The 12,490-nt window shown below is 45.2% G+C and carries 11 protein-coding genes and 8 pseudogenes; 9 read left to right on the top strand and 10 right to left on the bottom strand.

Features of this window, described 5'->3' with window-relative positions:
• Positions 1-63 precede the first annotated feature (63 nt).
• A complete protein-coding gene (locus JQN59_RS25705; protein WP_099531303.1) occupies positions 64-978 on the bottom strand; it encodes a LysR family transcriptional regulator in 915 nt (304 codons plus the stop codon).
• 102 nt (positions 979-1,080) lie between these two features.
• Between JQN59_RS25705 and JQN59_RS25710 the strand changes: the two genes are divergently transcribed.
• Positions 1,081-1,995 (top strand): DMT family transporter, encoded by a 915-nt coding sequence (locus JQN59_RS25710; RefSeq protein WP_099531307.1) that lies wholly within the window; start codon positions 1,081-1,083, stop codon positions 1,993-1,995.
• A 536-nt stretch (positions 1,996-2,531) separates the two neighbouring features.
• Here the strand turns inward: JQN59_RS25710 and JQN59_RS25715 are convergent.
• The 3 pseudogenes from JQN59_RS25715 to JQN59_RS27110 form a co-directional block, all read right to left on the bottom strand.
• A pseudogene (locus JQN59_RS25715) lies at positions 2,532-2,990 on the bottom strand (hypothetical protein); the annotation flags it as partial.
• Positions 2,991-3,095: 105 nt separating this feature from the next.
• Positions 3,096-3,665 (bottom strand): annotated as a pseudogene (locus JQN59_RS25720) (cysteine peptidase family C39 domain-containing protein); the annotation flags it as partial.
• 92 nt (positions 3,666-3,757) lie between these two features.
• Positions 3,758-3,916: pseudogene (locus tag JQN59_RS27110) on the bottom strand (helix-turn-helix domain-containing protein); the annotation flags it as partial.
• A gap of 635 nt (positions 3,917-4,551) precedes the next feature.
• On the opposite strand from JQN59_RS27110, the gene dinQ reads away from it, so the two are divergent.
• Positions 4,552-4,632 carry a damage-inducible type I toxin DinQ gene (gene dinQ / locus JQN59_RS27305; protein WP_350445702.1) on the top strand — a complete coding sequence of 27 codons (81 nt, stop codon included), beginning with the start codon at positions 4,552-4,554 and terminating at the stop codon, positions 4,630-4,632.
• Between the two features lie 119 nt (positions 4,633-4,751).
• Entirely contained in the window at positions 4,752-4,886 is a 135-nt protein-coding gene (locus JQN59_RS27115; protein ID WP_269447257.1) for a hypothetical protein, read from the top strand.
• A gap of 248 nt (positions 4,887-5,134) precedes the next feature.
• Here the strand turns inward: JQN59_RS27115 and JQN59_RS25725 are convergent, their stop codons facing one another.
• From JQN59_RS25725 to JQN59_RS25735, 3 genes are all read right to left on the bottom strand, one after another.
• Positions 5,135-5,371, bottom strand: a complete 237-nt coding sequence (locus tag JQN59_RS25725) for an EAL domain-containing protein (protein WP_172436302.1) — start codon at positions 5,369-5,371, stop codon at positions 5,135-5,137.
• A 184-nt stretch (positions 5,372-5,555) separates the two neighbouring features.
• Positions 5,556-5,822: a hypothetical protein gene (locus tag JQN59_RS25730; RefSeq protein WP_142351764.1), complete on the bottom strand. Its 267-nt coding sequence runs from the start codon at positions 5,820-5,822 to the stop codon at positions 5,556-5,558.
• A 73-nt stretch (positions 5,823-5,895) separates the two neighbouring features.
• On the bottom strand, positions 5,896-6,516 hold the full coding sequence (locus JQN59_RS25735; protein ID WP_142351763.1) for a hypothetical protein: 621 nt from the start codon (positions 6,514-6,516) through the stop codon (positions 5,896-5,898).
• A 737-nt stretch (positions 6,517-7,253) separates the two neighbouring features.
• Here JQN59_RS25735 and JQN59_RS25740 point away from each other — a divergent pair.
• Together JQN59_RS25740 and JQN59_RS27120 are read left to right on the top strand one after the other, a co-directional pair.
• On the top strand, positions 7,254-7,418 hold the full coding sequence (locus tag JQN59_RS25740; protein ID WP_154590091.1) for a hypothetical protein: 165 nt from the start codon (positions 7,254-7,256) through the stop codon (positions 7,416-7,418).
• 184 nt (positions 7,419-7,602) lie between these two features.
• Positions 7,603-7,762 (top strand): annotated as a pseudogene (locus JQN59_RS27120) (recombinase family protein); the annotation flags it as partial.
• Between the two features lie 56 nt (positions 7,763-7,818).
• Here the strand turns inward: JQN59_RS27120 and JQN59_RS27125 are convergent.
• A pseudogene (locus tag JQN59_RS27125) lies at positions 7,819-7,977 on the bottom strand (DUF6500 family protein).
• A 100-nt stretch (positions 7,978-8,077) separates the two neighbouring features.
• On the opposite strand from JQN59_RS27125, the pseudogene JQN59_RS25745 reads away from it, so the two are divergent.
• Together JQN59_RS25745 and JQN59_RS25750 are read left to right on the top strand one after the other, a co-directional pair.
• Positions 8,078-8,299 (top strand): annotated as a pseudogene (locus JQN59_RS25745) (integrase core domain-containing protein); the annotation flags it as partial.
• Between the two features lie 358 nt (positions 8,300-8,657).
• Positions 8,658-8,867 (top strand): annotated as a pseudogene (locus JQN59_RS25750) (integrase core domain-containing protein); the annotation flags it as partial.
• Positions 8,868-8,916: 49 nt separating this feature from the next.
• Here the strand turns inward: JQN59_RS25750 and JQN59_RS25755 are convergent.
• Positions 8,917-9,804, bottom strand: a complete 888-nt coding sequence (locus JQN59_RS25755; RefSeq protein ID WP_032489477.1) for an extended-spectrum class A beta-lactamase SFO-1 — start codon at positions 9,802-9,804, stop codon at positions 8,917-8,919.
• Between the two features lie 132 nt (positions 9,805-9,936).
• On the opposite strand from JQN59_RS25755, the gene JQN59_RS25760 reads away from it, so the two are divergent.
• Entirely contained in the window at positions 9,937-10,812 is an 876-nt protein-coding gene (locus JQN59_RS25760; RefSeq protein WP_032492461.1) for a LysR family transcriptional regulator, read from the top strand.
• A 702-nt stretch (positions 10,813-11,514) separates the two neighbouring features.
• A complete protein-coding gene (locus tag JQN59_RS25765) occupies positions 11,515-11,865 on the top strand; it encodes a hypothetical protein (RefSeq protein ID WP_058671248.1) in 351 nt (116 codons plus the stop codon).
• A gap of 332 nt (positions 11,866-12,197) precedes the next feature.
• Here the strand turns inward: JQN59_RS25765 and JQN59_RS25770 are convergent.
• A pseudogene (locus tag JQN59_RS25770) lies at positions 12,198-12,332 on the bottom strand (transposase); the annotation flags it as partial.
• Between the last annotated feature and the right edge of the window lie 158 nt (positions 12,333-12,490).

Raw genomic sequence — 12,490 nt, forward strand, 5'->3', positions numbered from 1 at the left:
CGGGCGCTAAAGACAGTTGCTATGCTCACTTTAGTTTCCCTGAACTGATTTGTAACAACGCACTTAGCTCTTACCCTCAAGTCTCACAATCAGCGTACGTAGAAAATCCCTTAATCGCTGAGCCGGAACTGACAGCTGTTGTCCGTTGTTGGTGACCACGCCGACGTCCATGTAGGTGATACAGTCCTCAATCGTCCGGCGAATGACTCGTTGACCATTTAGCGACCAGGGGCGGTAGACCAGATCGGATAAGATGGTGATACCGTTACCTTGGGCGACGAGGCTGCGAACAGCTTCAAAGGAGTTACTGCGGAAGTGGATGCTGGGCTGATAGCCAGCGTGCTGCCAGAGTTGGGTGATCACCGTGGGATACTGGTCGGTTTCGAGCATCAAAAAGGGCAGCGTCTCGATATCCTGTAGACGGATAACAGACTGACTCAGCAAAGCATGTCCCGGGGCGATCCACAACTGGCGCAGCGATCGAATAATGGTTTCGACCCCAAGGTTGCTGTCGCGCTCAATGTTCGAAGTGAGCAGTAGACAAAAATCAACCTGCTGCTGGCGCAGAGCGGTCAGCAGGTCAGGTGCCGTGGCTTCGAAATAGTCGATTTCCAGTAAGGGAAAACGGTTTTCAATGTCACTAAGCATCTCCGGTAGTAGGTATGCCGAGAGCGTCTGAGCTATCCCTATCCGCACTTTTCCGGCAGTCGTTTCCGGTTGGCGATGCAAATCCTCCAGGGCAATGTAGCTGTTGCTGATGATCGTGCGGGCATGCGTCAGAAAGCGCTCCCCTGCCAAAGTGAGCCGGATCCCTTTTGGCTGACGCAGAAAGAGCTGCGCATTAAGTGCTTCTTCCAGATTCCGTAACGCGACTGTCATGGAAGACTGCGAAACGTGACAACGACTGGCAGCTTTAGAAACTTGCAATGTCTCTGCTAATGCGATGTAAAATTCAAGTTGCCTGAGGGTAAATTTCATAGTTTAAAACGATTCCATCTGAGCAAAACTTTATATTAGCATCTCCATTTTCTTCGCGGTAATGTTCCGGGGAACAAAATCGTATTATTGAGGGTTGTAGTTATGCCTTATTTATTACTCACTATCGCCGCGTGCTTTTGGGGCGGAAATTATGTGGTAGGACATCTTTTAGTCAGTCTTGTTGACCCTGTTCTATTATCTTCTGCTCGCTGGATATTCACTTCCATATTGCTTGTAGCTCTCTACTACAGGCAGATTCGTGGGCAATGGAACGCTATGCAGCGCTCTTTTCACATAATCATTTTCCTGGCTTTGTTTGGCCAGGTATTATTTCCACTGACCCTGTACATTGGCTTGCAATATACATCATCGCTTAATGCTGCCATTTATTTATCTACGACTCCGGCATTGGTTTTATTGATCAATAAAACCATTTTCAAAGAAAAAATAACAGCTCAGAATATCGCCGGGGTTATTATCAGTTCTTTCGGTGTGGTCTGGCTGGTGATGCAGGGGGATTTATGGCACCTAGATACCCTAAAGCATCTCAATCGTGGCGATCTGTGGACGATGGGCTCGGCAGCAAGTTGGGCATTATATTGCGCGTTTCTGCGTCTTAAACCTCGTGAAGTAGTGGGGAATGCGTTTGTGGCTGTTAGCTCAATGATTGGTGCTGTAGTGCTTCTTCCAATATTGATTTTCTCTATGGCAAAAAATGGTATTCCGGCGCTTGCCGAATTTAGTCACAGCGGTTTGGTTATTGGTCTGCTGTACCTGATTATTTTTCCGTCGTGGCTCTCGTATTTGTTGTGGAATAAAGGCATTCAGGCGATTGGCGCGACGCGTGGAGAAGTGTTTTCCCATTTCATCCCGCTGAGTGGTGGTTTATTCAGCGTGATGTTTCTCAGTGAGCCATTACATTTATATCATCTGGTTAGCGCGCTACTGATTATCTGCGGTATTGCACTCTGCTCAGGCAAATCAGCGAAAAGAGCATTCAACGCTGTCGTGTCATAAACAAAACGCACTGTGACCAAAGTCACCTCCGCTTCTGAAACAAAGCAGACGTTTGAATCTGAAATCACTAACGACATCGAGAAGCTTCTGAATGCCGCTTCAGCGGCATAGAGGCGCCAGATGAAGCTGTATGTGTCTGTGAAGCTAAATGGCGCCGTAAGCCCGGGAGAGCAGGCTACCGGACTATAAAATACTGCCTGTCCATCTCCTGTCCTCATTAGCCTTAACCAGCTTACAGCACTGAAGAAGTTAAGGTAATACCTTTTTAACCCCGGTGAGTGGGTTTTACGGCGCTTGCGACGTAAAGGGCGTGATTTCCGGGGCTTTGACGGCGGCAGCTTGCTGCTGACGCTTAGGGGGATGTTCTTCAGTTATATGGGGTTCTAGGCTGGAATCCCAGAAATTTCCGCAGTGCAAAGGCGACAACATTCGAACCAGTCTGCACAATAACTTACGCTCGTTATTAGTGCTGTTGTCCAACTGCTGCCGCGATTTTATCCAGAAAAGACCCTACAACATGATCTCGCGACTATTACCTATTTCTTAGTCAACCAGGGAGACGCCGTGCTCCAGAAGATGATATCCGCACCAAGATAATCTTCTGCGAATTGTACAAACTCATCCTTGCTAAATGGCTTACCCGTATTAGGGTTCCTGTAAGTCAAGGTCGGTTCCTGTACTGCCATAGCAATGAGATCCAGCTTGCTTTTGTGTTTATTGAAGAACGGATATGAGTTCTCCATTTGTGCCTTGCGGTTGGGGACGACATCCGAGCCACCAAGTCCAATATTGTTGGCACTGGCAAACTCAAACAGCCGCCCCATATAATTGTGGTCGTTGTTCCATTCGCACGGCCAGAAATTGACATATTTTACTACGTGTGATTTGACGAACACATTTCGCGCAAAGGTGAGATTTTCCATTTCTCCTGCGAAATAGTTATCGCTGGCGAATCCTTTAGGTAGCTTTTTCTTGTCAAGATCAATAGCTGAGTCGCAATTTAGCGGGTGTCATCTTATATGGGCGTCCGCCTTTCCGTCCAGCGTCTGCTGTATCGTATCTACCGCCTCAAAACGGGCATTAATACTCCCATCAAACTAGGCCAGAGGGAGACGGACCAGATGATGGAACACCCGGGCTGTCCACTGCATATTAAAATTGACGGACAGCGTAATACTAGCCCACTGGCGAGCCAGCGACAGCAACATTTGGGTCAGTGACAGCAGCAACAAGGCAATGATGATAACGCTCAGCAGGCTTCGATCGGCGGCAACCAGGACCTCATCGATCACCAGTTGGTGGAGAAGAGGACTTCCTAATGTCAGTATCTCCAGCGCCAAGGCGAAAACGCTGATGCGGGACATTGCCGCCAGCAGGCTGGGTGTTTTGCCTGTCAGCTGGCGAAGACGAATTTTCTTTCTTTCATCTCTAGCCGTGAAATCGCTGGCTGGCATCAGCTCCAGCGCGACGCCAGTGAAGTGTTTCTCTGCGTCCGGCAGGGAGATTGTCACCTTCCCCTTATCGGGATCATGTATAACCAGCCGGCTCCCACGAACCTTATGAAGCACAAAGAAATGATTCATGTTCCAGTGGAGAATACAGGGGAGAGAAAGGGACTTCAGGTCTTCCGGCTCCAGCCTGACGGCGCGGGAAGACAACCGGATACCGGCTTCTGGTAAGTTTCGTGGGCTGAAGCCAGCTAAAGTAGGAAGGTCAAAAAACAACCTTAACGTACAATAATTTTCGATATCCAAACTGACCCCTCATAGACCCGGTTAGATTTCCCGATTGCCAGCTCAAGATCTTTTACCGTCAGCCCCTGCTGTTCCATCCTGAACTTAATAACTTCAATCGGGTCAGGGGCTTCAATAGGGAAGTGTTTATTTTTGTATTCATTAATCAACACACACATGATTTCAAAACCTTAGCCATAAGCCTGCTTCTGAGTCTACAGGTGGATTATCTTAAATTTGACAAAAGCTTTAGAAGGCTAATAGCTTGACATAAATACATATAATTAGTTACTCAATATTACGCTTAATGATTATCAAACCAAACGAATTCACTCTAACCTGAGAAAGAAATCAATATTATATCTTTTAACTAAATATTTAAAAGGATGTAAGAATGAAAAGGTTAATTAGATCACTCAATGTGTTTCTATTTCTATACGCGAGCTTTGTGCATTCTTCTACCAATGTTTTTTCGTGCTCTAAACTCATTCCTGATAATCATAGTTATGTCGTCACAGATAAGTATGATATAACAAGAGGGCAAAAAAACACAAGAACACTTAGCATAACAGATAAATCGCAAAAAGAAATACCTAAAAAAGACTTGGAAAAATTAAAACCATTCATCAATTGCGTTAAGAAAAATATAAGTTAACCTTTCGCCATTGATAACGGGGGGCTTAGATCATCCAACTCATCTAATCATATATAGACAGTGAGTTTTTCGTTTCTGTTGCATTAATTTGGTAACTATAACTGACAAGACGAAGAGAAGCCGTTGTGACAGGCAGTGTAAGAGCAAGCAACGGTGTCTTTATTCCAGATGGGCGCTTTAATCAATAAAGCAATCATCGTTCTGAAGGCGTTAATCGTCTTTCTTGAACTGATCCGCATGTTCTTCTGAGCGTGACCGAAACGTCACTAAAGCCGGGGGGCAACCACTCCCCGGCTTTTAACATTTCAGCGGGTTTGTTTAGTCAGAGGAAGGTGCGGACAAATTCCTGCACCTTCAGCAGTTAATTTATGCATTCATCCGAGGATCGTATCCGAGCCGTCGAACTCTATTACCAGTATGGTAAGAAAGCCTCCGTTGTCGTCATGGAACTGGGATATCCTTCCACAAATCATCTGGGACGCTGGGTTCAGATTTATGAATAACATTTTGCTGAACGGCCATTATACCTTCCAGAGCTCCAATGAAATTATTGACTTGGATATGCTGGTCGCCGGGCTGAAACTGGGGTGACGGAAATTTCGGCGGTTCTGGCGTAGAACCCCTTTAAGCAAGCCAATGATATCGTCAAAAATCAGTGTTGCAAAAACGGGAGTGGCCATATATTGGATATCCAAACTCTCCCCTAATACATTAATTACACCATCCGCATTTAGTTATGCTTTTAATTTCTCTAAAGTAACTTCCTACGTGCCATATCATAAAGATCATAATCACCAGACCACAAATAGCCTTGCGCAGCAGTAGCATTCGTGCCTTTTGAAATGGATAGTAAAAAATAATTCTCTACTCCTTCAATAATGCACTTCATTCCTTTCACTTTGACATAATCAATAATTGATGATAATAAAACCTTATCCATGTCATCGTTTGACAATACATGCAATAACTGTGTATATAATTTAACCACAGAAAAAACCAGTACTTAGCAAATCATAGTTAGATGATTTTGTACCAAAGTCATCGAGCCAAAGTGGACAAATGGTCATAAGCTGAAATAAAATATTATCATAAGCAGTTGATGTTACATTTCGAGAGAAAAATTTCTCTGATATCTCAAGCGAAATGCTAGAACCTAACAACTTAATATCGTTTTATATTTTCTTATCAGCAATTATTGATTCAGCAATACTGTAAGTAATATTGACAGAAGCAATAACATTACTTGAAATTAAAAACTCATAATGTTCTTTCAAGCGACGCAACTGGTACTTAAAAATATGAAAAATCACTTCATCACTTATAGTTTCAAAAAAACAGATGCAGAAATACCCCCCTCTTGATGCGTGAGTTATTCTACTTAATACCTCTATAGCATACAATGCTCCGGACATTGACAATATAGGTTCATAGTAAGCCATAATAATTCACGTTTCGCCATTGTAATTTAATTGCATACCCTTCACTCTCATTGGTTATATATACATTGAATTATCAATGTATATAATAATCGCAATTAAGTTGATAGAGGCAACTCCTCAACTCTCTATTTGTCATTCCAATTTTTTTTGCCAGTCGATCTAAAATAATATATTCACTCATATATTTAAGCCTGTTCCTGCATGGGAGTAAAGGGTTATTGAGGAAGTTAAAAAAAACTTTTAATTCATGCTCCGTAAATGACGGGAGATAATCTAACTCTTTCTCAAAGAAGTTCTCAGACTTTAATTTACATAAAATGCTGGGAAGATTTTCATTTTCAGAAATAATTCTGATGGTATTATTAAGGCTTTTATAAATATACTGTAAGCCAAAAGCATTAAGAGGCATTAATAAAAATAAGTCAATGTATTCCTTGAGCAAACTAAGTCTTTTTAAAAAAAAAGGCAACTCCCTAGGACCATTACTTCCACAATCAAAGGTAACAATGACAGTTTTTCTTTTGATCTCTTCATTTAAGAATAAACAACGATAAATAACTGATTCAATATCAGATGGTTCCTTGAAAATCCTTACATTTGAAAACAAACCTGATTCTAAACATAAATTGTACAACCCATACCCAGAAAGATTATCATGGCTTAGAATAAATACATCATGACAAGTATGTTTCATAAGTCACCAATATATCTTTTTTTAAATGATACCCATTAGCGTAAAAGCAGTCAACTTAGTAGAGGGTTTTAAAAATTTTCAATTTCATTATACATATCCTATTAAAAATAAAGTTAATGCCGTCATTCATAGATAAGATTTGTATACTTTAAAAGTATGAAAACATGCTCTGCGTCAATTTTTAAACAGCAGCAATAAGAACAAATCCAATCTGGACAAACCTCTTTTCGTGATTAAAGTCACAAAATAAATTACAGGGACTTAATTATAGTTAACATTATACAACTGCTAATAATGATTAGATGTTATTAATCATATCTGATTATTAATGGGATGATTATTTTTTATTCCATGGTTTTATTCAATACCATCGAAACAATCTTTGATTCATAACTAATCTTTTCCATGCATAGCTGTAACGGCTCGCAATCTGCCAGTGTACCTCGCCATGTGGTAACGGGACGAGCACATTTATCTCTCCTATCCGGCGTCAGCCATCGACTAGCCTTTCTGATGATGGCTTCGCGGCATATCCTCACCGCCATAACAGCCTGGCGGCTGCAGTATTCCACGGTCAGCCTGACCCGTTATAGGGCGAGGCGTACAGGCTCTGGGTATATCGGTAACGAACTGCTGGAGCAGTACCCGGCCGCTAACGACGATCTGCCGTAGGCTTCGTAATAAATTATCAGGGACATATACAACTGCGTGACGATCTGGCTGCGCTATCCAGCACCATGAGCGACTTGCGCCTGCATATTCGAGCTCTGGAAGTTAAGTATCACGACGGATGTCCCGCGCTGGTTGATGCGCTGGTCGCTGATTTCCTGCGCAATCTCAACGAGCAGTATCTGACGGTTTACATGCGCGTACTGGCGTTCAGCGGCTGTTTTCACGACTGACTGCGATCGGACGGTTTACGGCACGCTAACGCGGAGATACGCCCCGATTAAGGCTTACTCTGGACCACTCCGACGACTCACATAACCTTCTTCGTGGCTTAAATTGGGATTGTTCAAGCTTGGCAGGGTGAGAGATTATTACGGCTTACGCCGTAATGCTTTTTTCATCCTCACTTCGCGGAATAAACACGCACATAATATGTGGAAATATCAGGGTAAACAGGCTGACTAGGAGCGGTACGAGAAAGTTCTGTATTAAAAAACTAAGTATCCGCGAAACAGCCGATGCGACAGGTTACAGTCCCTCTCTGATATGTACGATTTCAGTTACTGCAAAGGAAAACTCTGTCAGCAGTGGAGTAGTTAAGTTACAACTATATTACAAAAGGGATATGATTTTTCAGGCTTTTTCAAAGTGATCCAGCTTCATCTCCATGATCCACCATTCGGCTACTTACATGAGTAATTCCGGGTCATCATTCTTGTTGGCAAAAAAAGCATAAAATGACACGCCAACATCATCCCCTTTTGCCGCTGTCTTAGCTTCACATACCTTCACAATCTTCGCTCAAATGCTGGCTCTCATTATCTTTCTCTTATAGTTGCTGAGGACACATGCTCTCAGACGCTGTCGAATGGGCAGAATTGGTTAAAGATCCTCACGCCCGGGAACCCCAACGGACAATGCGACTGTGGAGTCGTTCAATGGCAGGCTACGGCAGGAGTGCCTGAATGAAAACTGGTTCATGTCGCTGGAAGATGCCCGGTCCAAAATCGAGGCTTGGCGCATACACTATAACCAGAAGCGTCCCCATTCTACTCTGGGATGGATGACCCCGTCCGAATTTGCAGAAAAATCTGTCGGTTGCCAGAATATGTAACCAACATGAAGCCGGTTATTCCTGATTATGACTGGAGCATATTCGGGGGCGGGGTCAGAAGCCGGATATTCCTAATTATGAATGGATCACATACTGGGAGCGCGTCAATATGAAGACATTACTATCATCGGTGTGTATGAATCAACGGGGAGAAGGTCAAAGGAAACCGGAGCGACAGAAATAGCAAAGATGATAAGTATCGCACGTTCCACGGTCAATAAAATCATCGAAGAGTCGAAAATGTGAATGTCGGCAGTCGGTTTTTTTAAAAGGTCAATATAATGAAAATAAAAGATTTTTACCGACCACGTTAGCATTATCGTGGAAATGTGCGCGAAACCCTTAATGCGACAAAGCCTATCAGAACGCATTGGCGGAAAAGGTCAACGAGATACTGAAGACGAAGTTTTTGCTGTCACGCCCGGCAGATCTGTAGCAGGCAAGAAAGATGGTGAGGGAATCAATAGCAATTTACAACAGAGTTCAGCCTCACTAGGCACTAAAATACAAAACGCCCGATACGGTGCATCAGGCGTTTTACAGGCATAAAAGTGTCAACCTATGCTAGGACTAGTCAGTCGAAATCCCGGCGCAGATACGCGGTGCATATCCCTGATTCAAAGCCCTTCGGTGACAATTTTAGCGGCAGCAGCCAACACGTCTTTGCGGGCTTCTGCATTCTGCTGTGGCTGAGTGAAATAGGTTACCAACACCAACGGTGCGTGGTTCGCTGGCCAAATCACGGCGATATCGTTAGTGGTACCGTAATCACCACTGCCGGTTTTATCACCGACCACCCACGTGGCTGGCAGACCTGCGCGAATGCTGGCTCCGCCGGTAGTGTTCCCCTTCATCCATTCAACCAGTTGAGCACGCTGTGGTTCACCCAGCGCCTTGCCCAAAGTTAGGGTTTGCAGGCTTTTTGCCATCGCCAGCGGCGAGGTAGTGTCACGCTTATCGCTGGGAATGGCAGTATTTAAAGTAGGCTCGGTACGATCGAGACGAAAGGTTTTATCACCAATAGTACGCGCATACTCTGTCACTTTTGCCGGGCCGCCAAGATGCTCAAGGATCTTGTTCATCGCCGTGTTGTCACTGTACTGGATGGCGGCGGCACTGAGCTCTGCAAGGGTCATCCCGGTATCCAGGTGTTTTTCGGCGATCGGGTTGTAGTTGACCAGATCGGATTGTTTGATTTCCATCCGCTTAGCCAAAAGATTTTTATCCATCTCGCTCTGTTTTAACAACGCCGACACCGCCATCACCTTGCTAGTGCTACACATGGGAAAACGTTCATCCCCACGATACAGGATCTGCGAATTATCGGCGGTATCGATCAGCGCCACGCCAAGGCGGCCACCGGAGTTTTTCTCGAGCTCGGACAGTTGCTGCTGAATATTCGCTTTGGCATTAGCGGATTGAGCCCATAATGGTGCGCTACCGAACAGCAGCGGCATAACCGTAGCGACCATCAGGGTGGTTTGACGTAATGTATTTTTAACCATGTTTTGCCTCACATAAAATGGATTAACTCAGCGGGTTGTTCTGCAGATGGCGAGAACTATCTTCTTTTAGACCGTTATTGACAAGCGACAAGAATTTTCTCTAACATAAAGAAAATCTTTTGGATAATACCTATGCGTTCTAACCCTCCCCTGAATGCTCTACGTGCTTTTGAAGCCTCTGCCAGACATTTGAGTTTCACTCGGGCAGCGCTGGAGCTCTATGTTACCCAGGCTGCCGTTAGCCAACAGGTTCGGCTGCTTGAAGAGCGCCTGGGCATGGTGCTGTTTAAACGATTACCCCGTGGTTTAGAAATGACAGAGGAATCACGGGCGCTGTTTGCCGTGTTAACCGACGCCTTTGGCCATATTGAAAAAGCCTTCCGGCAGTTTGAAGGGGGGCAGTTCCAGGAGGTGCTTACCGTGGCTGCCGTCGGCACTTTTGCCGTGGGCTGGCTGTTACCACGTCTCGATCGGTTCAGGCAAGAGCATCCTTTTGTCAAACTGCGGCTGCGCACCAACAACAACGTTGTTAATCTGGCCGCCGAAGGGCTTGATTTCGCCATCCGTTTTGGCACGGGTTTGTGGCCATCAACCCATAACGAGATGCTGTTTAATGCTCCGCTGACCGTATTGTGCACGCCAGCTACGGCTAAGCGGCTCGTTACCCCAGCCGATCTGCTGCAAGAGGATTTACTGCGTTCTTACCGTGCTGAAGAGTGGGAAAACTGGTTTGCTGCCGCTGGCTTGCAGGCTGTGAGAGTGAATGGCGCCATCTTTGACTCATCCCGTCTGATGATCGAGAGCGCTATCCATTCCGGCGGTGTGGCATTAGCCCCAGCGAAAATGTTTGTCCGGGAGCTAACCACCGCGCAGCTGGTGCGCCCATTTGCTACCGAAATCAATATGGGCAGTTACTGGTTAACCCATTTAAAATCGAAAGCAATGACCCCGGCGATGGAAATATTTAGCGAATGGTTACTGAAAGAAGCGGCAGAAGATAATACGTAGGGGCGCAGCATGCTGTGCCCCTCGGGTTTCCAGACTTATTGCTTGTGGTGAGTCAGGCGGGTAGCAAAAAAATGGTTTTTCGGAAGAAATGCGGGCTTCCGAAAACAAACAGAGACAGGACATGTCCGTTCAAACATTCAGGAACAGGTAACGGGATTTAACGGAACCTGAATGCCCCCCGATAACTGTCATCATCTTGGCTGAAGACACAGGTATTAGGGGAGCCAAAAGCAGGCGCGTTGCCTGTGATGGATTATGTTGTAACTAGAGTCCTGAGTTGCTGTAGGATATATCACTGAAGGTATTGAATAACACGCCCGTAAGCAGCCCTTACGGCTCGCTAACGCGGAGATACACCCCGACTGCGGCTTCGCCTTGTCATGAGCACTCCGACGGCTCACAAAAGCTTCTGTATCGCTTTTAGCAGGTTTATGTCTGGCAGGGTACAGGGATGGATTGGCTGAACCTATCAAACCTGTAACAGGCTGCGCCGGGTTAGGGTGCCAATCACCAATAAAGCTATATTCAGCGTTGGCTGGCACCTCCATGCCGCTAAGCGGCATTCAAATAACTGGATGCGCACTGCTCGGCAGTTTATATTAGGGACTCCTGAGTGCTGCCCTTTCGTCTTTTCACCAACAAGCATTTGCTTTATTCTTGGGAAAGTATTTCCGACAGTGACAAGTTTGGAGGCAGATTGCCATGCATCGACTTTACACATACCTTTGTGCTATCCATGCACTGCCGTCATCGGTAAAAACGGTCAATAAAACGGAAACCCTCAAGCGATTCTCTGAAGGGGAAAACACGATAGAAGAGTGCGAAATCCTTTACGTGTTTAATAATGACGTTCAGATTTTATATAGAATGGAATCCGAAACCTTCCAATCGAATGACGTTTGTCATGAGTGTTGGGTCAGTTATGATGTGGTACATGATGGCGGATACGCCATTTCACCGCAGAAAAAGCAGTTTTATAATCGTTGCCAAGAAAATTTCTGGCTGAAAATGCAGGCTCAACTTGATGGGAAATATAAAACACCAGCCTCTTGATGGTTAGGAAAATGAATCATCGTTATTAAAAATATCCTTACCATGAATGGTATCGTTGGGTGCTAATGCAATTTGTGCCGATAAAATGTGGTTTTCGGTGCATTTCTAGCCTGAAAGACGTTTTTCAGACTCACTTATCCCGCAGCCTGTGACATGTGACAGAAGCCATCGTTTCCGGTCAATGCTGTGCATCTGCCACTAACTCCGTGGCGTGTCAGCCAGCCTATGCACCGCTGAAGCGTAGCCGATTGCCGTACAGAAGGCATTTATTCGGATCCGTGTGCAGGAACCCTTTACGCGGCGAAGCCCGGCTGCTCCGTTTATTTCCGCGCCTCCATCTGCAGAGCCTCATACACTTTTGGCAGCAGTTCGCACCGTTTCCGGTTGGACAAGAAGCCATAGTAGCGGACCTTCTTAAAATTCTTTGCCGGGATATGACTCATATAGCGCCCGAGCATCTCTTCCTGTGTCTGCGTCTGCTGCCGGTAATGCTGAGATACAGTCCGTCAGCAGTCCTAACCTCGACGTACTCACCCCAATCTCGCACATGAACACAGAGGTGCTTTTAGCGTGTACGCCTTTGCAGCTTCCGTATTAAGTTCCCTGGTATCACTGATATAGGTGT

Origin of the sequence: Citrobacter sp. B72, assembly GCF_016894305.1 — a bacterium.
Classification (GTDB): Bacteria; Pseudomonadota; Gammaproteobacteria; order Enterobacterales; family Enterobacteriaceae; genus Citrobacter; species Citrobacter portucalensis.